The sequence below is a fragment of the Pseudoalteromonas issachenkonii genome (genome assembly GCF_002310795.1).
Taxonomy (GTDB): domain Bacteria; phylum Pseudomonadota; class Gammaproteobacteria; order Enterobacterales; family Alteromonadaceae; genus Pseudoalteromonas; species Pseudoalteromonas tetraodonis.
The window spans coordinates 2,689,432-2,715,443 of record NZ_CP011030.1; the positions used below are offsets into that span (position 1 = coordinate 2,689,432).

Annotated in this window: 18 protein-coding genes and 1 pseudogene; 6 read left to right on the plus strand and 13 right to left on the minus strand. The window is 40.9% G+C overall.

All coding sequences use genetic code 11. The features are described 5' to 3' along the window. Positions 1 to 32: 32 nt before the first annotated feature. The 4 genes from PISS_RS12510 to PISS_RS12525 form a co-directional block, all read right to left on the minus strand. Positions 33 to 656 carry a 3'-5' exonuclease gene (locus PISS_RS12510; RefSeq protein WP_024602352.1) on the minus strand — a complete coding sequence of 208 codons (624 nt, stop codon included), beginning with the start codon at positions 654 to 656 and terminating at the stop codon, positions 33 to 35. A 5-nt stretch (positions 657 to 661) separates the two neighbouring features. Further along, positions 662 to 2,500 carry a DUF294 nucleotidyltransferase-like domain-containing protein gene (locus PISS_RS12515; RefSeq protein ID WP_013465753.1) on the minus strand — a complete coding sequence of 613 codons (1,839 nt, stop codon included), beginning with the start codon at positions 2,498 to 2,500 and terminating at the stop codon, positions 662 to 664. Positions 2,501 to 2,611: 111 nt separating this feature from the next. After that, positions 2,612 to 4,336 (minus strand): sodium:solute symporter family protein, encoded by a 1,725-nt coding sequence (locus PISS_RS12520; protein ID WP_013465754.1) that lies wholly within the window; start codon positions 4,334 to 4,336, stop codon positions 2,612 to 2,614. Between the two features lie 10 nt (positions 4,337 to 4,346). Next, complete coding sequence (locus tag PISS_RS12525; protein ID WP_008464847.1) at positions 4,347 to 4,610, minus strand: DUF4212 domain-containing protein; 264 nt, start codon at positions 4,608 to 4,610, stop codon at positions 4,347 to 4,349. 462 nt (positions 4,611 to 5,072) lie between these two features. Here PISS_RS12525 and PISS_RS12530 point away from each other — a divergent pair, with 462 nt between their 5' ends. Continuing rightward, positions 5,073 to 8,513: a hybrid sensor histidine kinase/response regulator gene (locus tag PISS_RS12530; protein WP_058155190.1), complete on the plus strand. Its 3,441-nt coding sequence runs from the start codon at positions 5,073 to 5,075 to the stop codon at positions 8,511 to 8,513. A gap of 49 nt (positions 8,514 to 8,562) precedes the next feature. On the opposite strand, the gene PISS_RS12535 is transcribed toward PISS_RS12530, so the two are convergent. The 3 genes from PISS_RS12535 to PISS_RS12545 all read right to left on the minus strand — a co-directional run bounded on the left by PISS_RS12535 (position 8,563) and on the right by PISS_RS12545 (position 12,798). After that, on the minus strand, positions 8,563 to 11,166 hold the full coding sequence (locus tag PISS_RS12535) for a DUF2339 domain-containing protein (RefSeq protein WP_058155191.1): 2,604 nt from the start codon (positions 11,164 to 11,166) through the stop codon (positions 8,563 to 8,565). Between the two features lie 76 nt (positions 11,167 to 11,242). Beyond that, complete coding sequence (locus PISS_RS12540; protein ID WP_058155192.1) at positions 11,243 to 12,142, minus strand: GGDEF domain-containing protein; 900 nt, start codon at positions 12,140 to 12,142, stop codon at positions 11,243 to 11,245. 71 nt (positions 12,143 to 12,213) lie between these two features. Further along, on the minus strand, positions 12,214 to 12,798 hold the full coding sequence (locus PISS_RS12545; RefSeq protein ID WP_058155193.1) for a YqaA family protein: 585 nt from the start codon (positions 12,796 to 12,798) through the stop codon (positions 12,214 to 12,216). 188 nt (positions 12,799 to 12,986) lie between these two features. Here PISS_RS12545 and PISS_RS12550 point away from each other — a divergent pair, with 188 nt between their 5' ends. Next, on the plus strand, positions 12,987 to 14,222 hold the full coding sequence (locus PISS_RS12550; protein WP_058155194.1) for a TMEM143 family protein: 1,236 nt from the start codon (positions 12,987 to 12,989) through the stop codon (positions 14,220 to 14,222). A gap of 81 nt (positions 14,223 to 14,303) precedes the next feature. Here the strand turns inward: PISS_RS12550 and PISS_RS12555 are convergent, their stop codons facing one another. From PISS_RS12555 to PISS_RS12575, 5 genes and pseudogenes are all read right to left on the minus strand, one after another. After that, a complete protein-coding gene (locus tag PISS_RS12555; protein ID WP_058155195.1) occupies positions 14,304 to 17,441 on the minus strand; it encodes an efflux RND transporter permease subunit in 3,138 nt (1,045 codons plus the stop codon). An 8-nt stretch (positions 17,442 to 17,449) separates the two neighbouring features. Next, entirely contained in the window at positions 17,450 to 18,679 is a 1,230-nt protein-coding gene (locus tag PISS_RS12560) for an efflux RND transporter periplasmic adaptor subunit (RefSeq protein ID WP_058155196.1), read from the minus strand. Next, positions 18,676 to 19,927, minus strand: a pseudogene (locus PISS_RS12565) (TolC family protein). The gene PISS_RS12560 and the pseudogene PISS_RS12565 overlap by 4 nt, the downstream one beginning before the upstream one ends. 173 nt (positions 19,928 to 20,100) lie before the next feature. Beyond that, positions 20,101 to 20,427 (minus strand): hypothetical protein, encoded by a 327-nt coding sequence (locus PISS_RS12570; RefSeq protein WP_013465764.1) that lies wholly within the window; start codon positions 20,425 to 20,427, stop codon positions 20,101 to 20,103. 189 nt (positions 20,428 to 20,616) lie between these two features. Next, entirely contained in the window at positions 20,617 to 21,762 is a 1,146-nt protein-coding gene (locus PISS_RS12575) for an iron-containing alcohol dehydrogenase (protein ID WP_013465765.1), read from the minus strand. A 183-nt stretch (positions 21,763 to 21,945) separates the two neighbouring features. Here PISS_RS12575 and PISS_RS12580 point away from each other — a divergent pair, with 183 nt between their 5' ends. After that, positions 21,946 to 22,824: an AraC family transcriptional regulator gene (locus PISS_RS12580; protein ID WP_058155197.1), complete on the plus strand. Its 879-nt coding sequence runs from the start codon at positions 21,946 to 21,948 to the stop codon at positions 22,822 to 22,824. Between the two features lie 260 nt (positions 22,825 to 23,084). Beyond that, a complete protein-coding gene (locus tag PISS_RS12585) occupies positions 23,085 to 24,551 on the plus strand; it encodes a sensor domain-containing diguanylate cyclase (RefSeq protein WP_232311324.1) in 1,467 nt (488 codons plus the stop codon). 24 nt (positions 24,552 to 24,575) lie between these two features. Here PISS_RS12585 and PISS_RS12590 read toward each other — a convergent pair whose 3' ends face one another. Next, entirely contained in the window at positions 24,576 to 24,998 is a 423-nt protein-coding gene (locus tag PISS_RS12590) for a VOC family protein (RefSeq protein WP_024601311.1), read from the minus strand. Between the two features lie 283 nt (positions 24,999 to 25,281). On the opposite strand from PISS_RS12590, the gene PISS_RS12595 reads away from it, so the two are divergent. Together PISS_RS12595 and PISS_RS12600 are read left to right on the plus strand one after the other, a co-directional pair. After that, positions 25,282 to 25,587: a hypothetical protein gene (locus tag PISS_RS12595; RefSeq protein ID WP_008111425.1), complete on the plus strand. Its 306-nt coding sequence runs from the start codon at positions 25,282 to 25,284 to the stop codon at positions 25,585 to 25,587. Then, positions 25,584 to 25,967, plus strand: a complete 384-nt coding sequence (locus PISS_RS12600; protein WP_008111424.1) for a hypothetical protein — start codon at positions 25,584 to 25,586, stop codon at positions 25,965 to 25,967. Before PISS_RS12595 ends, PISS_RS12600 begins: the two co-directional genes overlap by 4 nt. Positions 25,968 to 26,012 lie beyond the last annotated feature (45 nt).

A 26,012-nucleotide genomic window follows, 5' to 3' on the forward strand; every position in this document is an offset into this window, starting at 1 on the left:
TATAGGTTGGGTTTCGCTTCGCTCTGCCCAACCTACGTCAACTCGCCTACTTTGAGCTCCTTACCGGCGCTTATTTGATGGCATTGGGCTAATAACAACTCAGCAGTAGCTTGTGCATCGGTAAGGGCGTGATGACAATGATAGCTTGGTAAGTCGTAGCGTTTACGACATTCATTAAGAGTTAAATCGTCTAATTTTATATCTGAGCTATGCTTTAGCAGACGCTTTTTTTCTATTTGTAAGGTATCGATAATCAACTTGGGGCGCTGGGTGATCCCTGCATTTTTTAGTGCTAACTTTAAAAAACCCCAATCGAGCATGGCATTATGAAATACTAAAATACAGTCACTAAAGTGAGCGCTTAAAGACGTTATAATGCTTTGTAGACTTTGCCCTTGTGCCACAGAGTCAGTACTAATGCCATGAAAAACGGGGCTCTGCTCTAGACTTTTCACCTCTTTATTAACCAAATGCTGCGACTGACTGTTTTTGATACATTCGTTATCAATCAGTACCCAAGCAACCGAGACAATTTCATGTTGTTTAGGATCAAGCCCTGTTAATTCCAAATCAATCACTAAGTAACGTTGCTTTAAAGCACTTTGCATGAGCAAGTGGCGGCGCTTTAAATAACGAGTAATAAGCTGCTTAACCATTGTTGTTACAAACTCCCACGCGCAAATTTAAACGCCGCGCCTTGCTGCGCTTGTTTTACTAGGTAAAACGCTTCTTTAAGCTGATGACGCTCTAACGAATTGAGCTTATCTGGGTTTATACAATTGCTGGGTAACCCCTCTTCGTTTATTTGTGTGCGCAGCCGAAGCTGAGTTAAAAATCGCCAACAATCTTTTAAATTATAAATATCTTCTTTGCTTAACAATGAATACTTTAATAAAGCGTCTAATCGCTCTTGGGTGTTAGCACGGCGGATGCCTACTTTTAATGCATACAGCCTTGCCAGATCGTTAATGATCACAACTCCGCGTTTTTTAAGATCGATGTATTTGTGGTGCTGCTCGGTTTTCTCGGTTTTAAAGTTATTGAATAAACCAATCGGCGCGCTGTTGGTATTCACATCGCTGGCCATTGCCGCATAAAAAAGATCGTTGCGAGAAATATGGGTTAACTCTTCACAAAACTGGCTATAAAGCGTGGTTGATCCTTCAATAAAACGCAGATCAAAAAATATTTTACAGTTGAGCATTGCCTGGGGTGTGGGGCTGGTGATCCACTTTAAAAACTTCGCCCGCCAATCACTAACACTCATTCGACACGCATCACTGCTGGCCATAATGTTACCAGGGCAACGACGAATACCGCATTCAACTAAGTTTTCACAAACAAATTCACCCATTTGTTTAAAGTACGCGTGCTGCTCATCGTTTAGACCATCGGGTAATAACAAGCCATTATCTTGATCAGAATGCAGTGTTTGCTCTTCGCGCGCTTGAGAGCCAAAACAAATAAAGCTAAAGCTCGTAGGTGCAACACCATGTTGTTGTTGAAATAAAAATATTAGCCGCGACGTTAGCGCATCGGTTAAACCGCTGAGTAGTTTTCCAATCAGTGAAATATCGTCAATATTATTAGAAAACCCCTTTAATAACTCAGGAATTTCTTTAGCGTAACGCTTTAAATCAGCGACATTATGCGCTTTATAAATACGACCAATGAGCTGGACAGGGTCGCTTTTTTGTTGGCGTAGTAAGTCTGTACTAGTGATCATACCTAGCGGTTTATGATTTTCATCAAGCACAGGTAAATGATGAATATTATGCTTAAGCATTAAGTGTAGCGCTGAAAACACACGATTATTTTCAAATATAAACTTAGGCTTATTGGTCATAATACTATTGATAGCTTGCGCGGGGTCCACCTCATCAGCAAGCACTCGATTACGTAAATCACGGTCAGTAACCACCCCAACAAGGTGCGAGTTTTCGGTGATCATTATTGAAGAAACCCCATGCTCTTGCATTTTTTTAGCACTATGACGGATGCTGGCATCGGGGGGCAGCGTTATCGCTTTGCGAGTCATGATCTCTGATATTTTACGCTCAGACCAACTGTCGTTGTTGCTCTTATAATGCGATGACAGTAATCGATTTGCATGTGCACGGACAAAGTATTGCTCAAAGGCTTTATATTCTCGGCGTAAATAATCAAAATGCGTTTGGTCGAGCATATACACTATGCCCTCTTTTTGTACTTCTAAACTGTTTTGAATTGCATCTCCCGTTAGTAAAGAGGGGTAACCAAAGTAATCACCTTGGGTTAAACGCGTTACCGTATCGCCTTTGGCATCGACTAAATCGTATAACCCGGAGCGGATTAAAAATAACTTAGGCTGTTCACTGTTAAGCCATTGCGTTTGGTTTTCTCGGGTCAAATAAATACTATCGAGATGGTTAACAAAATAACTGCAGGCGCTGTCCTGTAACATTGAAAATGGTGCTTGCTTGTTAATAAACTGCGCGACTTCCTGTTGCTCACTACTCATAAATCATCCTCAATAAAAAAGCGACTTAACCTGAAATGTAGTCATTTTTTAAACAAATAAAAAGCCCGACTTAAGTCGGGCTTTGATGCGTTATATCATTAGCTATATGGATTAGTGAGCATGTGCTTCACTAGACCCTTTAGGATTACGAATGCCTTCAACCATTTCTTGAATTTCAACTGGTGTCGGTTGAGTCATTTTCATAACACCTGCTGCTACTGCAAAGTTAATGATCATACCTACTAAACCAATCCCTTCAGGTGAAATACCTAGGAACCAATTTTCTGGGCTATTAAGCTCTGGGCTCACAAACTTGAAGTAGATGATGTATGCAGCAGTAAAGGTGATACCCGTTACCATGCCTGCAATTGCACCATGTTTATTCATTGATTTAGAGAAAATACCCATAATAATTGCAGGGAAGAAGCTCGCCGCCGCTAAGCCGAAGGCAAAGGCAACAACCGAGGCCACAAATCCTGGCGGGTTAATCCCAAAGTAGGCGGATATTACAATAGCAATCATCGCTGCTAACCTCGCTGCAAGTAATTCTTGCTTGTCGGTTATATCCGGTTTGAGTGTCCGTTTTAGCAAATCGTGCGATACTGAGGTTGAAATAACCAATAGTAAGCCCGCTGTAGTCGATAGTGCCGCGGCAATACCACCAGCAGCAACGAGTGCAATAACCCATGCTGGTAAGTCGGCAATTTCAGGGTTCGCTAGTACCATAATATCGCGGTCAACGTTTACTTCGTTCGCGCTATTAGGGTCAGTGATTTTACCTGATGTGTAAAACATTTTGCCGTCACCATTTTTATCATTAAAGGTGATTAGGCCCGTACGTTCCCAGTTTTTGATCCATGCAGGCGCATCTGCATACGCTGTGCCGCTACCGTCTTTACCATTAATGGTGTCAATCATGTTTACACGGGCAAACGAAGCTACTGCGGGTGCTGTTGTGTAAACAATAGCAATGAACACCAGTGTCCACGCTGCTGAAATACGTGTGTCCTTTACGCGAGGTACAGTGAAAAAGCGAACAATTACATGTGGTAAACCAGCAGTACCCACCATAAGAGCACCTGTGATTGCAAATACATCAATCATGCTCTTCGAGCCTTCAGTGTATTGGCCAAAGCCCAACTCAGTACTTAAACCATCTAATTTATCCAATACATACATGCCTGAACCATCACTTAGCGTGGCACCAAACCCTGTTTGTGGGAAAAAGTGACCGGTTGCCATCATCGAGATGAAAATAGCCGGTACTAAATAAGCAAATACCAGTACACAGTACTGCGCAACTTGCGTGTAAGTAATGCCTTTCATGCCACCAAGTACAGCATAAAAGAAAACAATAATCATGCCGATGTAAACGCCGGTTTCAATTTCAACTTCTAAGAAACGAGAGAACACCACACCCACACCACGCATTTGACCCGCAATGTAAGTAAAACAAATAAAGATGGCACATAAAATAGCCACTAAACGCGCAGTACGTGAGTAGTAACGATCCCCGATAAAGTCTGGCACAGTAAACTTGCCGAATTTACGTAAGTAAGGCGCTAAACACATGGCCAGTAGTACATAACCACCCGTCCACCCCATTAAGTAAACACTACCGTCATAGCCAGCAAACGAAATAATACCTGCCATTGAAATAAATGACGCAGCACTCATCCAATCCGCAGCAGTTGCCATACCATTGGCTAGTGGAGGTACACCACCACCGGCAACATAGAATTCATTTGTTGACCCTGCACGAGCCCAGATTGCAATGCCGATATAAAGCGCAAAGCTTAAACCGACGATTATAAAAGTGAGTATTTGAACATCCATTGCTTAGCTCCTATTCGTCTACGCCATATTTTTTATCTAACGTATTCATTTTGAAAACGTACACAAAAATCAAAGCTACAAAGGTATAAATCGCGCCTTGCTGGGCGAACCAGAAGCCAAGTTTAAACCCAAAAAAACGTACTTCATTTAGTACATCTACAAGTAATATGCCAAAGCCAAAAGAGACCACAAACCATACCGCTAATAACTTAAACAGTAATGAAATGTTTTCTGCCCAATAAGCTTTTGCTTGTTCTTCATTTTTAAAAGCCATTTTTATTTTCCCCTTTAAACATCGCAAGATTACGATGGGTGGTTTTTTATATTCGTTAATCAATTTAGCAACGCTACTCAAATATTGAATTGCGACAATAGTCGTAACAACATGTTAACGTTTTCGTAAACTGTAGGCGCTTAATTAGTAAACAACAAGTGAACTACTTTAATTTCAGTAAGTTAATTAATTTATTTGCGAGGTGTTTACGCCAATTTTTGAGTAAAGCGTGGGAATAAGACATTAGTCTAACTAAATAACCAATTTAAAATAAATCATTAAAAATCAATTCTTTATTTTATTTATAGATAATATAAATAAAATGTATACCCCCCTATTTAACCCGCAACAAAATATTGTAAAAACCCAAACTACCTCAAACGCCAACTGACGCTCGCATCTTGAAATAGTTTGGGTATAGTTATGGCAAATTATAAAAATATTCTACAAGGTTAAATAAACATGACGGCTGTACTACTCATTGTTGCCTTTGGCTACATAGGCGTGCTGTTTTGGCTGGCTAATTGGGGGGATAAAACCACGCCACTTGCCAAGCGTATTAGTCATCACCCGTTTGTGTATTCATTTGCACTAGGTATTTATTGCACTTCATGGACTTACTACGGCTCAGTAGGCACAGCAGCGACCAGCAGCTGGAGTTTTTTACCTATATTGTTAGGCCCCGCTTTATTGTTTTTTTTCGGTCAAGGCTTTTTACGTAAACTGGTACTGGTGAGTAAAAAACAAAATATCACCACTATTGCCAACTTTATTTCAGCCCGCTATGGTAAGCGTCAAACCACCGCCATTATGGTGACAATAATCGCCTTATTGGCCACCATTCCGTACATTGCATTGCAATTAAAAGCACTCAGCTCTAGCTTTTTACTCCTACAAAACAGCAATCAGATATCAGGGGATATTTTAGCGCTATCGGCCACGTTAATGATGGCGCTATTTGCTATATTTTTTGGTACGCGCAAAGTTGATGTAACCGAATACCGTTCAGGTTTAATGCTCGCTGTGGCGTTTGAATCTCTAGTTAAACTGTTTGCCTTAGCCGCCGTTGCAGGGCTTGCGATATACAGCTTATTTAATTTACCTACCCAAAGTAGCAGTCAAGTTGCCGAGTCTATTTGGATGCACTGGACACACTTTGACTTTTTTAGTTTTAATTTTATCGGCCAGTCACTTATGGCAGCAGCGGCTATTATTTGTTTGCCACGCCAATTTCATGTAACCGTGGTCGATAACCAAGATAAGCGCCATTTATTCACTGCGCGTTGGGCCTTCCCGCTGTATTTATTGCTAACAGCAGCAATGATTTTACCTATTGCCACCGCTGCGATTCACCCAGAAATAGGCCGCAGCTTATCACCAGACAGCTTTGTACTTGCCTTACCTATGCTGCACAATAATGCTTTTTTGACTACGTTTGTGTTTATCGGGGGGCTTTCAGCAGCTACAGCCATGATTGTTGTAGCCACATTAACGTTAAGTACCATGATCTCAAATGATGTGGTACTGCCGTTAATGTTACGTCGTAAATTTAAACGTAACTTAATTACCAGCAGCTATAAATCACGTATTTTACTAGTGCGTCGATTTACCATTGCCGGAGTACTTATTTTAGCTTACTTCTATCAGCAATGGTTTGGAAATGGCAGTGCACTGGCTAGTATGGGGTTAGTTGCTTTTTCATTGGTATCGCAACTATTGCCTGCCATTGTGGGTGGTTTATATTGGCGAAAAGGCCATGCCTATGGGGTTTATGCTGGACTACTCGCCGGCGTGATATGTTGGGTGCTGTTTTTAATGTTGCCTATTTTAGATGCCCCCAACCCACTAGACAGTGAGTTACAACAAACCCTAATAACGCGCGGTACACTTATCGCTTTGTTTGCTAATATTGGCTGTTACATTAGTTTTTCGCTAGGGGCTGAAGAGCGCTTAATCGACAAAATTCAAGCGGCTGCTTTTGTTAATCCTAAAGATCAGGCTATTTTATCGCGTCGATTAAATAAAAATGTAAAAGCCACGGTATACGACTTTAAAATACTGCTGCAAACCTTTTTAGGCATTCAACGTAGCCAGCAAGTATTATCACACTATGCGCTTCATCACGACTTAAACGACAACAATGCTCACCCTCGCGCTGACTTTATTGCTTACTGCGAACGTGCGCTTACTGGGGTATTAGGTGCCTCGTCGGCGCAAGCACTTATTCATACCGTATCATCGGGCAAACGCATGGCGTTTGAAGAGGTGGTAAACTTTTTTGATGAAACCACACAAGCACTGCAGTTTAATCAAAACTTATTGTTTACCTCGTTAGAGAACTTAAGCCATGGCCTATCCGTTGTTGATAAAGACCTAAACCTCGTGGCTTGGAATAAGCGCTACAGTGAAATGTTTAACTACCCCGAGGGCTTTTTACAAGTTGGCCAACCTATTGAGGAAATAATCCGGTATAACGCAGAGCGCGGTGAATGTGGCCCAGGTGAAATTGACCGTCATGTTGATAAGCGAGTTCAGCATTTAAAAAATGGTAGTTCACATCACTTTATTCGCCATCGTCGAAACGGCCAAGTGTATGAAATGATCGGTAACCCACTTCCTGATGGCGGATTTGTGACTAGTTTTTCTGATATTACTACTCACATTAGTACTCAAAATGCGCTAGAAGAAATTAATATGGACTTAGAAAACCGTATTGAAGCGCGCACCCAAGAAGTACAAACGATTAATAGTAATCTACAAGCACAAATAGATAGCCGCGTACAAACAGAGCAAGCACTTACTTTAGCCAAGCGTGAGGCAGAACAAGCTAATGATAGTAAAACTCGCTTTTTAGCATTGGCCAGTCACGATATTTTACAGCCATTAAATGCTGCACGTTTATACCTTGCCGCGATTGACGAAACACAACTAGACACCACGAATAAAAATAATTTTAATAAGCTTGGCGACAGTTTAGATTCAACTGTGCATTTAATGTCGGCCTTACTCGAAATTGCAAAATTAGAACAAGGCGCAATGACCCCAAGCCCACGTCACTTTTGTATTGACGATATTTTAGACCCTCTCAAAAGTGAATATGCCATTTTATCAAGCGATAAAGGACTGTCATTTACAGTGCGCTCAAATAAGCAAATAGTGCATAGTGACATTACCTACTTGCGCCGAATACTACAAAACTTGCTGTCTAATGCGATTAAATACACCGAAAATGGCCGAGTGCTAATTGCCTGCAGAAATCGTAAACACAGTTTACGAATAGAAGTATGGGATACAGGCCCGGGCATTAGCGATATTGAACAGGCAAAAATATTTAACGACTTTTACCGAATTGAAGCGGGCGACAATAAAGGCGTAGGCCTTGGTCTAGGGGTAGTTAAACGTATGGCTGATTTACTGAGCCTGCCGATTGATGTGGTTTCTTTACCTAATAAAGGCAGTCGATTTAGTATAGAAGTGCCTTATGGTGATGCGCAATTAGTGCAACAAAAACAAACAAATCAAAATATCGTAGACAACCGCGCTGCGATTAATATTATTGCCGTTGACGACGATCCTGAAAACTTAGCCGCGATGGCCAGCTTATTGAAAAAATGGCGGGCAAATTACACCTTATTCGACAAAGTTGATGCTGTGTTAGCGTATGCTAAAGCGCATGCAGCGCCCGATGTTATTTTAATGGATTATCAATTAGGTAATGATTGGGATGGCATTACTTTAATTAAAACACTGCGAGAGACTTGGCAAAGCGACATTCCGGCAATTTTAATTACCGCGGTGCGTGACACCGAGCTAAAACAAACAACCAAAGCTGAAAATATTCATTACCTAAGTAAACCAGTAAAACCAGGTAAACTTAAGGCCCTGCTTAATCATAGTACTTAACCCCCAATAAACGCTTAAGCCCAGTAAAATACTGGGCTTAAAGCTATGCTTAATTGCTATAATTACGCTTTCTTAGTTTTTGGAACAACCAACTAAGCCCGACTAACGAAAGCCCTAAGCCAATAAACGATAATGCCTTTAAAAGCCCAGTTAAATTAGCCATATCAATTAAAAATACTTTAACGATTACCGCACCAAGAATCCCCAAACCGACATTTTGTAATAACCGCAGCTGTTTTAAATGTCCGGCGATCACCACCAATGCGCCAAGTAATAACCAAATAACCGAATAGCTATATAGCTCGGCGTCACTGGTTGCCTTATCAAGGTAAATAAAGCTGCCTTGCCAATATTGGCGGATCAAGGTATTGATAGCTAACATCGCTAATAAACCAGACACACCGAGTGTAATTTGACTCAATTTAGCATTTAACGATTTAACTAAACTCGCTAACCATAACGCTAGCAGGCTCGGAATAAACCAGATTAAAAGCACCCAGTTAAATATTGGCGTTTCACCAACATAAAGACGCATTAATAACGGATTATCATCCAACGTTGTATTGATTAATAATAAGCCAGCTAACGCTGATAAAATCAAACCTGCAGTGCGGTATAACTTACCCAGCTGCCCTGCACTTTGCGCGCGATATAAATAAACGCAGCCTAAAGCAAGCAAGTTACAGCTGAGCAAAACTTGCTCATAAAAACTTAAAGAAAACAACTGAGGGTAGTGCCCTACCAGTTGATAACTGGTTTCGGTTGTCACAAATAACGCTAAACAATGCAGTGCTGCCCCCTCTAACCATATTTTTAGTTTTGAAGTATTAAAACATTTAGCCGCTGCAAAAAATAACCCAATACACAGCGGGTAAACAACTAAGCTCCAATGCAAACCAAAGATAGTTAGAGAATCATAACTAGGCGTCCACGGCGATAAGGTAAGGCGTAAAAGTAATGCCGCCACAAGGGCTTTTATTGGCCAGTGTGGCATAGCCACACTGTATTTTTTTATTAATAAGCTCAGCAGTAATACTTGAAAAGCCAGTGCAATGGTAAGGCCGCTATCGCTCAGTAGCATAGTAATTGCTAAAGTGATATTGGCGTTTGCTCCCACCCAATAACTAAAACGCTGCCATAAGGTTGTATTATTTTGCGTAAATTTAATTAACACCGCACTCATTAAACATAACAATACCGCCCAAAGTGGATAAGCGGTTGCTAAAGCCGTATTTGGGATCATCGCATACAAAGTGCCAACTAATGCAAACACACTTAATGAAGCAAGCAAATGAAAAGCTAATCGTTTTGAGTATTTATTACCAAAATAGAGTCCATAGCCACTTAACCCCAGAGCAAGTAATAAGCCTAGCCCATATTCGTTTTTAAAAATAAATAACGCATCATCAAAGGCATAAGTTTGTTTAGCACTGATCACTAGTAACAGCGCAATCACTAAAGAAACCCCTTGCCATGCATCCCAACGGCTATTTTTTAACACTAAAAATAGTAACAAAGCGATGCTTAACAACGCCACGATTTGCCATTGTAAATTAAACAAACTCAATAGCATGGCAATCATTAAAGGCGCCATAAAGGCCAGTAATAATCCGTGATCTGGAAATAAGTTAACTAATCGTTTGAAGCTGTGCGGGCGCACTTCAAGGGTAATAAAGCCCAAACCTAAACGTGCAATAGCGATTAAGCCTAAAATACTTAGTAACGCATAAGCGCCTATTAACCACACTGTGTCGTAGTTAAATAGAGTGAGTCCAACCAAGTACCAGCCTATATGCCCTACCCATAGTAAATACCACAACCACACTCGCTGTACTTTATGTGCCACAACCGCTGCGGCAACACTCACAAGGGCAACATAAATAAGTAAAGAAAATAACTGACCACTGCCCGTATTTACCCAAATAGGAACACTGTATGCGCCTATAATGCCAATTACAGCAAGTAAAGGACCTAACTTAATCGCCATTGCACTGGCGCAAAGAGCAATCACTGCTAAGCCAATAAATGCCCACTCAGCACTTAGCATGGTAAAGCTGTTATAGGCCAAAAACATTAAGGCAAAGCAAGTCATAAAGCCGCCACTGGCAAGGGCTGCAGGAATGTAATTATTAAAGCCTTCAAAAACAATACGTTTATAATGTAAATAATACGCTGCTGCGATTAAGCCAATGCCAAATAATCCACCGGCACTGAGCCTCATTGCAGGTGAAAGTAGCCCCGCCTCTAAACTGTATTTGGCTAAAAACACGCCACCTAAAGCCAAAGCAATAGCACCAATCCAGGTCATCCAGTTTCGTTCAAAGCCTGCACGTAATTGTTTAAAAAGCAGTTCAATACTCGATGGCTTTTTAATTGCTACTTTAGGTAGTGGCGTATGTTTAATGCTCGCAGGTTTATAATCAGAATCAGGAATGTCTGCGCGGTTTAAAGATTTTGCGTTATCTGGTTGTGTGTTTACAGGGGATTCGCTAGGGACTGTATTTGGGTTTAACTCATACTGTGATAGCTTGAATTTTAATACTGCAATCTCTTGTTTTAAGCCGTTTAATTGCACTAAGGCAACTAAACCACATACGCCTCCTGCAACAATCGCAATAGATATAATGATTGCTAATCCGATTAACTCATCCATACAGTCCCTTTTTTATTTTACAAAACAAGTACCCAAAAAAATTACAAACAAAGCTTATACCATAAAATTACGATGTTTAAGCAACCTCAAGGCGATCACGGCCTGCTTTTTTAGCGCGGTATAATGCTTGATCAGCACGTTTCATTACATTATCAAAGGTCTGGTCGCTTGTACGATGTGCAATACCGATACTGACCGTTAAAGAACGCTGATTTTGTACTGTAATAGTACGAGCCGTCTCTAGAATAGTCTGCGAAAAGTTAAGTACTTCATCAAGCTCATAACTAGGCAGGTAAGCGGCAAACTCCTCACCACCTATACGAGCAAAAATATTTTCATCTTTAAAAAGACGGTTCACTTTATCAGCAAACTGTTTAAGCACCTTATCGCCCACATCGTGGCCATAATCGTCATTAATACGTTTAAAGTGGTCGAGATCTATAATTAAAACAGTGAAAGGATTATTAACAACCCCCTTCACATGCTGATAAAAGCAGCGACGGTTATACACTTTGGTTAAATCATCCATAATAAACTCTTGCGCTAACCGGTTGTGCATTCGCTGCATAAAGTGCATGGTTTTAAATAAACCATAAGCGGTAATTAGCATACCTAATGTGCGACATAAGTCTTCTACGTAATTGCTTATCCAAAAAGGCTGACGTATTACTTCATCAAGCACATCGGCAGTAGAGCCTACAATCCATAGCATTAAACCGATACTGACATATAAATACGCTTTTTTAGCTAACCGTGAACATTGCACTACAAAAAAAATAGCAAAAATCACCACTAAATTAATAAAGTCAGTGGTAAAGCCATAGAGGTTTTGGGTTATGTCTAATGGGGGAAAGTACATCAACGAAAAAATTGAGAAAGCGATAATAAACGCCAGCGTCATCAAAATTAACAGCTTATTTAATCTGGTAATTTTAACAAAATGGCTTAACTTTAAACTCACTTTTTCCGGGTTCATCATAGGCGATATTTACATTATTTTTATAATTACTATTAAAAACTATACCACAAATTATAAAACGGATTGATTTATATTAGTGTGCTAACAATCCAGCCAATAGCAACTAAAATAGTTAACCCAATCATGGTTTTAGTTTTATGTTTACTGATAAGTCGCTCAGCTTGATTGCCTGCATAATATACCACTAACGCTAATCCAAAATAGCGTATAGAGCGCGCAATCGCAGATGCCACTAAAAACAGTGCCAGCGAATACTTAGTTGCACCAGCGGCCAACATCGCAATTTGAAACGGAATAGGCACAATACCTAAGCTTAATACAAACCAAAAACCTTGTGCCTGCATTTTTTGCTTAACGTTTTCAAACTGTTCAGGACTAGAAAAGGTATTAATGATCCAATCGCCCACTACATCAAATAAATAATAACCCAACGCATAACCAAACAACGCCCCAATAACACAGCCGATTGTGGCCATAAGGGCAATTTGCCACAGTTTTTCACGCCTTGCCTGCATTAATGGCACCAGTACTGCTTCAAGTGGAATGGGCACTATGGTGGATTCTAAAAATGAGGCAAACGTAATACCGCTGAGCATATTTTTAGACTCAATAAACTGACGTGTTTTTTGCTTGAGCTTTTTTTGTATAGCCATTAAACATCCTTTTAACTACTGAGATTAATATTTTTAGCGGGTACTGGCATCATCGCACAGTTAGGTTAATCTAACCTGAAAATATAACGCCTTATTATTTATAGATTTAACATTGGCAAAATAGTAATACTTCCCAGAGTACTTTATTATTGCTCAATGCCATTATACTTTTCTGACAATTATTAATTATGCAAACTGCGCGTTTTATTCCTTTTAGAAAGCAAGATATCATAGGCATGTGCAGCCAAGAGCTTGCCGATAGTGCACAACAAACCTCTTTCAAACAGTTTTGCGACGTGCTCGCCAGCCTGATTCATTATAATTACCACTCAACCCTTGAGTCACTAAAAAACAATTACGCACCGTTTGATCCTAATAGCGACACTCGCTCGTTAGCTCCTGTCTCGAAAGAGCAAAAAGCCCAGTGCCAACGCGATTTTGCTAAAGATTTTGCCAACGTATTAAATGCGGCTAATTTTGAAGTGATCACCAATGAAGACCTACAAGATGCACTCAACGAAGAATCGCTTTTTAAGGTACGCCTAGAGGTAGAGTTTGACGACTTTGAAGAAGTGGTCTTTTATCGCAGAGGCGAATCGCAACTCACCGAAACCATAACCAGCTTTTGGGGCTTACGTAAAAAGCCACTGCATTTTACCAACTACGACCGCGTAGCGGTATTTATTCGCTTTAAAGATAAAGCCTATTTTGAATCAAAAAATAAACTACCTATGGGGTTTGAGCCAAGTTCTACCATAGTAAAACTATTTCAAAATGTGCCAAAAGCTGACTTAGAAATGCTGTTTCCGAATAGCGAAGTGCGGATGCGCCCGATTGATAAAATTATTATTGGCTCATCTGCACTTATTGGCGGTGCGGTGGTGTTAGTTACCAAACTGGGCGCCTCATTACTTTTATTGTTTGCTTTGTTTGCATTTTGGGGAGGGTTTAGAGATGAAGCCGTTACCTTGACTCAGCAGCACTTTATTACATTAGCGATTGGTATTGGGGTATTTGGTAGTTTTGTTTTTAAAGAGTGGAGTAAATTTAAAAACCGCAAAATTAAATTTATGAAAGCGTTGAGCGATAATCTCTACTTTAAAAACCTAGATAACAACGCCGGTGTATTCCACACTCTGATAGACGCTGCCGAAGAAGAAGACATTAAAGAAGCCCTGCTTGCGTATACGTTTTTACTAAAATCTAAAAATGGCTTAAGCGCACACGCGCTTGATGAGCAAATAGAGACGTGGTTTAAAACTAAGTATCAATGCGAGCTAGATTTTGAAATTAGTGATGCGCTTGAAAAACTTGAACGTATGCATTTAGTAACCTGCACAAACACCCTATATAACGCGATAAATCTAGAGCACGCAAAAGCCATATTAGATGAGCGCTGGGATAACCTGTTTCAATATAATTAAACTGCACGCTTTACTTAATAAAAACGAAAAAGCAGCTGACACTTCAGCTGCTTTTTACGTTATTACCTAATTGGTAATTAGTTAAGCTGTTTGCGGCTTTTTAAATTTTGTATGCACTAACTTATAAAGTGCTGGCAAAATTAATAGCGTTAGTAAGGTAGATGACATAATACCGCCTACAACCACGGTTGCTAATGGCCTTTGCACCTCAGAGCCGGTACCGGTATTGAGCGCCATAGGTATAAAGCCTAAACTTGCCACAAGCGCGGTCATTAGCACTGGGCGTAATCGCTGTAATGCCCCGCTATGTATTGCATGGTATAAGCTTAATCCCTCATTTCGTAACTGCTTAATAAACGACAGCATCACCACACCGTTTAATACCGCAACCCCACTTAGAGCAATAAATCCCACACTCGCTGAAATAGAAAGCGGCATATCTCGTAGCAATAATGCTAATACCCCACCGGTTAGTGCCAGTGGTACGCCACTGAATATAATGAGTGAATCACGCAGCGAGCCAAAAGCACTATAAAGTAAGCCAAAAATAAGCAATAAAGTCACAGGCACAACCAACGACAAACGTTTACTCGCCGATTGTAATTGCTCAAACGTACCGCCGTATTCAAGCCAGTAACCGCTAGGTAGGTTAAGTTGTGCGTTCATTTTCGCTTGGGCATCACTGACAAAGCTTGCTAAATCGCGCCCCGCTACATTGGCCGTTACTACCACATTACGCTTACCACTTTCGCGGTTTATTTGATTCGGCCCTTTTTCAATGCTGATTGTAGCCACTTCTCCAAGCGGTACAAATGCAAGCTCAGGGTTACTACTTTGAGGTAATGCAATAGGTAAACGCGCAAGCGCAGAGACATCATCAGACCAACGCTTATCTAAGCGTACTAGTAACGAAAAGCGCTTATCACCCTCATAAATGAGCCCTGTTTGCACCCCACCAACGGCAGCGGCAAGCGTTTGTTGAATGTCGTTTACAGTTAATCCTAATAACGCCATGTGGTCTCGCATTGGAGTAACAGAAAGTGTAGGCAGCCCCTGTATTTGTTCTAAACGAACATCAGTAGCACCGGTAATATTTCGCATTAAACCAGTGGCTTTTTCGCCAAACTGCTTAAGTATGGCTAAATCGTCACCGTAAATACGCAGCGCTACATCGGCACGCACACCAGCAATTAACTCGTTAAAGCGCATTTCTATAGGCTGGGTAAATTCATAGTTATTACCCGGTACCTCATTCACGCGATGACGAATTTGCTGCACTAACGCGTCTTTACTCAGTGATGGGTTTGGCCATTGCTCGGACGGCTTTAACATTAAAAAGGTGTCGGCAACATTTGGCGGCATAGGATCGCTGGCTACATCCGCAGTACCAATCTTCGAAAATACGTTCGCAATTTCGGGTTGTGCTAATAAAGCCTGCTCCAACTGCTTTTGCATTTGCACCGATTGTTCAATACCGGTGCCAGTAATACGCAGCGCATGCATTGCAATATCACCTTCATCTAGCTGGGGTAAAAATTCGGCGCCCATATTTTTAACTTTAAAGCCAAGTACTAGTACTAAAACCGTGGCAATGCTCACCATCACCCACGGTAATTTAAGCGATAAGTTAAGCAGTGGCTTGTAGATTTTTTTAACACCACGCATTACTGCATTTTCGCTTTCATCTACTTTACCACGCACAAATACGGCAATTGCCGCCGGCACAAAGGTAACAGCAAAAATAAGTGCACCTATTAACGCAGCAATAATAGTAAACGCCATAGGCTGAAACATTTTGCCCTCAACACCACTGAGCGCAAATAGCGGTAAATACACCAACATAATAATTAAAATACCAAATACGGCGGGGCTAAACACTTCTTTGGTGGCTGAAGTGACAACTTTTAAACGCTCACTGAGTGTAAGTAAGCGCCCATGTTTATGTTGAGCCATCCCTAATTGACGAAGGCAGTTTTCAACCACAATCACCGCGCCATCTACAATTAATCCAAAATCGATTGCGCCTAAGCTCATTAAGTTACCCGAGACTCGATTGCCCACCATACCAGTAATAGCAAATAGCATACTCAGCGGAATAACCATGGCGGTAATAAGCGCACCAGTGATGTTCCCAAGCAATAACAGTAAAATGACGATAACTAATACCGCCCCTTCAAACAGATTTTTTTGAACTGTGGCAATGGTTTTATCAACCAGGTTAGTACGGTCATAGACAGGCTCAACGATAACCCCTGCAGGTAAGCTTTTTTGTACCTCTATCAACTTATCAGCCATGGCTTTGGCAACCACACGGCTGTTTTCACCTATTAGCATCATTGCCGTGCCTAGTACGGTTTCTTCGCCATTATAGGTAGCCGCGCCGGTTCTGAGTTCTTTTCCTAAATACACATTTGCCACATCTTTAATTCGCACAGGAGCATCATCACGCTTAGCGATAACGGTGTTTGCTATATCGGCTAAGGTTTTTAATTGCCCAGGCGAGCGCACTAAATATTGGCCGTCAAAGCGCTCTATATAACCAGCACCACGGTTGCTGTTATTAAGCTCAAGTGCACTAATAACATCCTTGATTGTCAGCTTATAAGCAATGAGCTTTTCTGGCATGGGCGCAACCTGGTACTGGCGCTCAAAGCCACCTTGGCTGTTTATTTCGGTTACGCCTTTTACTTTTAAAAGCTGCGGACGAATAACCCAATCTTGCAAAGTACGTAAGTCTTCGGCGTTATACGCCGTACCATCACTTTTTAACGCATTGGGCTTTGCATGCACGCTGTAGGTAAATATTTCACCTAAACCACTGGCAATAGGTCCAAGGTTTGGCTCAATATTATTAGGTAAATCGGCGCGAATACTTTGAATCCGTTCACCAATTTGCTGACGCGCCCAATAAATATCGGTGCCTTCATCAAAAATAACGGTTACTTGAGAAAGCCCATAGCGAGAAAGCGAACGTGTGTAATCAAGCTTAGGAATACCCGCCATCGCCGTTTCGACTAAGTAAGTGATACGCTGTTCGGCTTCAAGCGGTGTAAAACCAGGCGCTTTAGTATTAATTTGCACTTGCACGTTGGTAATATCGGGGACAGCATCTACCGCTAAGTTTTGGATGTTATACACACCAAACCCAGCAAATAAAAATGTTAGCGCAAGCACCATCATGCGGCGTTTAACCGCAAAAGAAACAATCCAGTTAATCATGGTACCTCCTAGTGAGCGTGACTTGCGCCGCTTTTTAAAATATCGGCTTTGATCACATAGCTATTGACAGTGACGTACTCACTACCTGGGCTTAAACCTGCGATGACTTCAACCCACTCGCTATTTTTTGCGCCTAAAGTAACCGGGCGTACTTCAAACACATTATTTTTACGCACAAACACACTCGCCATGCCGTTAAACTCTTGAATAGCCTCAGGCTTTACACGCACGCGAGCATTAACCTTATCGATACTGACATCAGTATTAACATGCATGCCCGGACGCCAATGACCATCAGGGTTATTAAGCGCTATACGGGCACGTGCAATGTGCCCGCCGGTCATCATAGGCGCTATAAAAAACACCTTGCCTTGGGCAGTTAAATGATGATGTAAATCGTACACCGTGGCGCTTTGACCAATGGCTAGATTTTCGATGTTTTCAGGAAAGGCTGAGAGCTCAACCCATACTTTATCAAGATTCACGACTTGCATAAGCGCGCGAGTACTTGCCAGTTCGCCACGCTTTAAATATTGCTCGGTTACCACACCGCTAATGGGGCTTTTAATACTGTAGTTTTGCAATGTTTCACGGTTGGTGACACTGGCCAGTACCTCACCTTTTTGAACCGTTTGACCAATGCTGACAAAAATATCGCTGATCAATCCGGTATATGGCGCCATCACTTCTACTGTGCCGTGCTGTGTCGGTGCAATAACACCAAACAGCGTGTCGGAAATATCAACTTCGCCACTTTTTGCTATCTGCGTTTCAATACCCGCACCTTTAATCGCTCGCTCACTAAGCACAGTGCGGCCTTCGTGTTGGGTGTACTCAAAACTAACGTGTTCACCTTTATAATTGGCAGTAATGAAAAGCGAAAACGAATGTGGCTCATTTATGGGTTGCGTGCTAACAAGGTACTCATTCTCACGCGTAAATTGTATTTTTTGCGGCGCTTCTACTAATCGTTTTAAGTTCATTTCGATGCTTAAATCGTTTATATCTATCGGCTGATTTTGCTCATAACCATATACGCGCAGCTCAACTTTACCTGCCAATTCTCGCAGCTTTAACTCAAGAGTGAGCTTTGCGTTAGTTAATAAAAAGCCGCCATGGGCACCTTGTTTTTGGGATTGCTGCATTTGCCCATGCTCTGCTGAGGCAAATACATGTGTACTTATAACGCTCGTTGTAAACGAAAGAAATATTAATAGTGCGATAAACGTGTTGTTCATGATTGAAAAGTCCCAGTTAAAGATTGGCCAGTTAAACGCTCAAGAGTAAGGTGCGTTTGATATAGCGCTGCATAGGTATTGATAAGTGCGCGTTTAGAGTCAAATAGAGCTTGTTGAGCATCGAGCAATTGCAACACCGAAATTTGTCCGCGTTGATAGCTTTTTAAACTTTGCTCAATGAGTGTTTGGGCTTGTGGAATAACCTGCTCTGATAGCAACTGCGCCTGTAACGTTTTGCCTTGGTAATAGGCGTACAAGGTACGAACTTGTTGGCGTAACTGAACCCGTAATTGCCCTTGCTGCTCACGTAACAATGCCAACTGACTGTTAGCCGCTTCAAAATTACCGCTATTTGGGTTACTCAATTGCAATGGCATAGAAAACGAAAACAGCAACGAACTGGTATCGCTTTGCTGATTGTAGCGCAGGCCCGCACCTACATTAATGTCGCTTTGCCCGTTAGCTTTTTGCAGCGTTAAGTTGGCCGCTTGCTGTAAGTATTGTTGCTGCAACATGGCAAACTCAGGCGCTTGGTTAACTGCATTGAGTAACGCTTGCTCAGATTTAAGCGGTATTAAGGTAGCCATATTTCCTGCGAAATTCGTGTAGTCATGTTGCTCATTCCACAGCTCATTGAGCGATAAACGCGCTCGCTCAAATTCGCTATTTAGCTTAGCTTTCTCAAGCTCAACTTGGCTTAGCGCATAACGCATACGGGTTACATCGGCTTGCGATACAGCGCCAGCGTTAGCCCGTTGCTTTATTGCTTTGAGAGCTTGGCTCACCACGTGTTGTCGTTCGCTGTTAAGCGTAAGTAAGGTTTGAAATTTAAGCGCCTCGTAATATCGCTCACCAGTGGTTGCTAATAAAGCTAACCGAGTATTTTGATATTGTATTGCTTGGGCTTTAATGTTCGCCGTTGCGTAATTTATACGGCTTTGGCGTTTATCTCCAAGCTCTATAAGCTGGCTAAATGCCAAGGTTATTTCAGCCCCTTGCACACCACGCGCATCGTTAGTTCCTAATAGGTTTTCGGCTTCTACATTTAAGACAGGATTAGGCGAAAGCGCCGCTTGAGATTTAAGCGCGCTGAGTATTTTTTGATGATAAGGATAGCGCTTTAATAGCGGATTTTGTTGCTCGGTATTTATCAACGCTTGTTTTAGGGTTAACGTTTTAACATTTGCAAACGCACTAAAAGCAGGTAGCGCACAGCATCACCACCAGCATAATTGGTTTTTTATTCATATAGCTTGTCCGTTTTTTAATAAACAGAGTTCACTTGCAAACCATTGACAACCTACGCTAAAAATAGCGACAGTGTAAAATAGTTAGCAATTTAAACATGCCTATAACAGCCCATAGAACGCTTACGCGCAGGCAGCTAAAAGCACAATAATTAATTGAAATTAAATTAAAAACTAGCTAAATGAATTCGGTGGGGGTACATCAGGTGGATAATTTAAACCATGGTAATACACAAGTACTGAGGGTTTACTTTGTTGAGGAATAATAGCGTGACTAAGTGTGCTGTAATAGCCACAGTGACAATGTTGGTGTGCATGAATCTCAACCGGTGGCTGATTATCGCTTTGTCCTTGGTCATTATCAGCGGTTATAGTGTTTTGTGATAATGCGTTACTTACATGCTCAACGTCTTCTTGTAAATGGTATGCAGCGCCATCACAACTTATAAAGCTGTGCACAAGCACGAGTAACATGACCATTAACAAACGATTTGAGCGCATAATTTAGCTATCTTCTCAGCCTAAAATTGACTTAAATAAACCTAACCAATTGAAGCCACATAGTATATTAGCGGCAAACGACAATAAAGGGCTTTTTATCAATTAATGGCGCCAATTGCGTTTACTGAGGTTAACTATAAAACAAAAAACCACCGGCTTTAATAGCCAGTGGTTTTTTAAAATTAACGCTTAAGCAACCGCGTGTTCTAAAATTTCACGGCTTTCTTTTAGCGTAATCGCTTGGTTTTCACCAAGGGCAACCATGCCATGTGCTTCTAGTTTGCCAATAATATTATCAATGGCAGCCGCTTTATCATCACCATGTTCAGTTAGCTGTGTTGCAACCTCAAGGCTGTGGTAAAACGCTTCAATCGCTTGAATTGTTTGCTCCGCTAAATCGTCTGTTTGCTCAAGGCCAAATACGTTTTTACCCATTTGCTCTAGTTTCGCTTTTTTAACTGCAAATTGATTGCGCAATAAAGAAGGCTGAACAATAGCAAGCGAACGCGCATGGTCAACACCATAGGCAGCAGTAAGCTCATGACCAATCATGTGGGTTGCCCAATCTTGCGATACGCCAGAACCAATTAAGCCATTAAGTGCTTGGTTAGCTGCCCACATAAGGTTTGCACGCCATGCATCGTCTTGGTTTTCAAAGTTATCGCCCAGTGTTTTGAGCGTTTTTAACAGTGCCTCTGCGTATCCTTCTTGTACCAATGCGCCTTCAGGGAACGTAAGGTATTGCTCACAAGTATGCACCCACGCATCAACTAAGCCATTTACAAGCTGGCGCTGTGGTAATGTTTTCATTACGTCAGGATCCATAATCGCAAATTTAGGCAGTACTTCTGGTGAAGCAAACGGCAATTTTTGCTTAGTCGCTTCTTTGCTTACCACTGAGTTTTGGTTAGATTCAGAACCTGTAGCTGGTAGCGTTAATACGGCACCAATTGGTAATGCGCTGGTAATTGTATGCTTACCAGTAGGAATGTCCCAACCTTCGCCGTCGTATACTGCAGAAGCCGCAATGTATTTAACGCCGTCTATTACAGAGCCGCCGCCGACACCTAATACAAAGTCGATATCTTGTTCTTTACAAATTTTAACCGCTTGGTCAAGTACTTCAATTGTTGGGTTAGCACCCACACCCGAGAATTCGACCCAATCAAAACCTTCAAGTGCAGCAGCAACTTGGTCATACACGCCGTTCTTTTTAATTGAGCCGCCGCCATAAACAACCAATACTTTTTGATCTTTTGCGATCAAGTCGCTAAGTGCGGCAATTTGCTGTTGGCCAAATTGGATGAGAGTGGGATTTACGTAGCTAAATTTCATTATTTTGCTCCTAGGTGACGGTTAATTTCATAATGCTTTACTTAGTCACATATCAAGTAAAGCTTTGATGGATGCATATTAGTAGCAAAGTTAATATATAAAAAGCCCAATAACTGCCTAAAGCTTGCCTAAAACTACCAGCACTGTTATTTTACGCAAAATATTTTAATTACAGATACTTTTATGCCCATCATAGCCAAAATGTTGCAACAATACGCCGAGCACAATAATTTACTAAGCTTTGAGGGCACCATGGAAACAATTATTCCTGGGGTGTATTTTCATCGCGCTACCAAAAGTTCACCGCGCCAGCCGCTTATTTATAATTCAGGCATAATCGTGGTTGGCCAAGGCCATAAAATAATTCATTTCCCAGAACATCAAATAAAATACGGCGAAGGTGATTACTTGGTACTAGGTGTACCGGTCCCATTAGAGTGTGAAGCGTTTACCGATAATGACTTACCGGTTATGGGCATAGCTATAGATATAAACCCTGTCATGTTGCACAAACTGGTTAATCAGATGATGCAGCACCAGCCTTTATCTGTCTCCAGCGCGCACATTGGCGCAGTACAATCAGCAAAGCTAGACTGCGCAATGGAGCAGGTAACATGTAGGTTACTAACGGTTTTAAATAATCCACTTGAGGCTGAGGTATTCGGCGAAGATATAGTAAAAGAGCTAGTGTATCGTGTCCTTTGCGGCCCCCAAGGGAATACTTTAATAGGCCTAGCTATGCATGATGGCCATTATGCGCGTATAGCTCGCACACTAGCAACGATGCATCAGGACTATGCAAACCCTATTACTGTTGAAGGTTTAGCAGAAGAGGTAAATATGAGCGTATCCTCTTTTCATCGTGCATTTAGACAGGTAACGTTTGAATCTCCCTTACAATACTTAAAAAAAGTACGTTTAGCTAAAGCAAAAGAGTTAATTACCACAGCGGGAAGCAAAGCAAATGAAGCTGCTTTTAAGGTAGGTTACACCAGTGCATCACAGTTTAGCCGTGAGTTTAAACGCCACTTTAATAAAACTCCGAGTGAAATACAGTTATAAAAATAAGATTTACCCATTCATGCGCTATATCAAACTTTATTATTAACTTTTACTAGCAAAGATAACACGCTTTGTTAATATAGGGTAACTGCCATTTTTATAACCCTACTATGCTCAATAACACCGTAACAATAAGGAAGCACTTACATACAACCACCTCCTTATGTATTAAACTTTGCGGTGCTTTATTTTTTATTTTTCTTATCTGCAATACAGCTATTGCAAAAGATAGCTGCAATTTAAAATCTATTACAAACAGTGTGTCCATTCCCTTATCGCAAGGTATTGCTGCAGACATAAAACTAGAAAAAGGCATTAACCAATTTGAGTTGGTATGTACGCTAAACCAAAGCGGTGTTTTTACGTTTACTCGCCCTGCACTTGAAAGTTTTTCGTGGCAACAAAATAACCAATTAAAAGCCCCTTTAAAAACAAATCAAATGGCTATTTTAATGGAACAAGGCAGCTTTAATGCAAAGCTAACTTTAACCACTACTGCCAGCTATAATCCCCGGTTTACTTGGCTAGACTCACAGCAGTTTATTGAAAAGGTGCAGTTGTACAATTTAATATTTGGGGTGTTTTATGGATTATGCGCAACGCTTATTTTTTATGCTTTAATAATAGGTTATGGCATTAAAGACGCTATTTTTAAACTGTATGGCCTCTATCTTTTTTGTATCGCTAGCTTTATTTTTTTACAAGAAGGCCAGCCCTATTTATTTACCAATGGCTACTTTTCTGCATATATCAGCCACCTTTATACATTAAGCATTGGTTTAACTATAGTCAGTGCTACTTGGTTTATGAGCGCACTATTAGAGCTACCTGAGTATTGGCGCAAATTAAGTTATGCATTAAAAATTATCGCGTTATGTGTACTGACTTTGTGCTTACAAAAAATAGCTTTAGATTTACCCGCTATTACTAATATCACCACAATCGTTACTGGCTATTTGTCACTACTGATTGTGATGACCATTTTTATACTCTCAGCTGTGCAAGCTAAACAAGGCGTTAACGAAGCCAGCTTGGTATTTATTGCCTTAAGCTGTGTATTTATCAGCATGATATTTAGAGTGTTACTAACCGAATACAGTCCTTTTATACAGCGTTATGGGTTTGTGATTGCTTTTACGATTGAATCTCTGCTTCTTGCTATTGCAGTTGGTAGGCGAATTCAACGGCTCAGTTATGCTAAAAAACAGGCTGAACAGCACGCTAATTACGATCATCTTTGTCATATTTATAACCGCCGAGGCTGGAGTTTAAAAGCCAATGAGTTATTAAAAAAACACGCTCAACGTGGTGGCGTATTGTGTTTTTTATATATCGATTTAGACCGATTTAAAGCAATAAATGATACCTACGGCCATGATGTTGGCGATAAAGTACTTTGCACGGTGGCAGAGTCAATTAGTCAGCATATGCGCAGTGAAGACGCAGTTGGCCGCTTAGGCGGAGATGAGTTTGTGGCTATGGCATTATTTACCAGCAAAGATAAAATTAACCAGCGAGTTGCGACCCTTGAACAAAAATTAAATGCGCTTAGCTTAGAACACCAAGGCAACACCATCGCTATTTACGCAAGCGTAGGGCAAATAAACTATAGCGAAGCGCCTAAAAATTTAGATGAGGTTTTAAAAGCCGGTGATGAAGCAATGTATCAAAAAAAGTCATTACGAAAAGCGCAGGCTAAGCAAACCTACACTAGAGAAAACGCCTAAAGTAATCGTTTAGGCGCATAATCATTACTCGCCTTTTTTGAATAAGACTTCTGGGTTTACCATGGTTTTCATTTCTAAAACGTTACCATTTGGATCTTCAATAAAAAACGTTTCTTGCTCAAATTCATCACCTACAAAACGGCGGTAAGGCTTATCTAAATATTCGAGACCAGCAGCCGCAATCCGAGTTTTTAACGCCTGAAATTCATCTTCAGATAAGTGAATACCAAAATGCGGTACAGCTACTGCGCCCATATCAACATCATGACGCACTGTTGGTAAGCGCTCTGTGCTTTGATGAAGCGTTAACTCGTTACCCCAAAAATCAATGTCTACCCATCGCCCAGCTTCACTATTACCCGTTTTACAACCAAGCACGTCACAATAAAACGCTTTCGCTTTTTCAAGATCACCAGCTGGAATAGCCAAATGCAAACAGTTAGACATAAATTACCTTAGGTTATAACTTTTAATATATGAAATATGCTGCATTATACATAATTTGTAATTTATAGAACATTAACGGCATTATTTTTAGTCATTCATTGCGTACATTTAATTTAAAGCCACGGTTATTTGCTCTTTTGGAAGCCATATATCGCTTTTAGTCTTAAATCGTCGATTTTAACTATTAAAGCTAAAACTGAACCTTTATGATGTGCGCCTTATGACTAAATTCATACTTTTAAAATTCATCACCTTTTTTATCGGCTGCTTGTCGTGCTTTATAATGCATACCACATTGGCATTACCTATTGTTGTGTCTGCTGCTTTAACAGGCCTCATCGGCTCATTTATTCCGTTTCCTGCACGTTATCAAAACCACCCTTATGCCTCCATTTATGCAGGTAGTTTTGCCGGTATGTGTTCCACCAGCTTAATTAGCAACTATTGGGAAATCGCTATTATTTCTGCCATTGGCGCTGTTTTATATACACTAACACTTAATGTATTTGCAGGATTTGGCGGACGATTAGGCAGTATTGCATTTGCCAGTGTAGCCCTGTTTGTTTTAGCTAAAGGATTGCTGATATGACTATTACATACCCAGTATTAGCCTTGGCTGGTGCTTTTTTTACCTTTTATTTAGCAAAGCATAACCGCTTTGATGCTATAAGAGCCTCAGCTGCACTCTCAATTATTGCCTATCTGATTTTTGCACAGCTGAGCCTCAACGCAGAACTCTATAGTATCGTTTTTTTTGGCGGCACCTTTATTGGCATGAGCGCCCCTCACCGCTTTGGTGTTTATACGCTTGCCAGTTCAGCAATTATATTTTCATTGTTTTTTGCCTATTTGGTTCCCATTCTTGATGGCTTTGGTGGCGCTTTGGGAATTAGTGCATTTTTATCAGTGTGTATTTGCCACCTTTTTATTTTACTGGGTGCGCCTCGCAGTAAAAAAACTAAAATTTAAGACTTACTGGAATAAAAGTTCAATTAAATCTTACACCTATTAAAT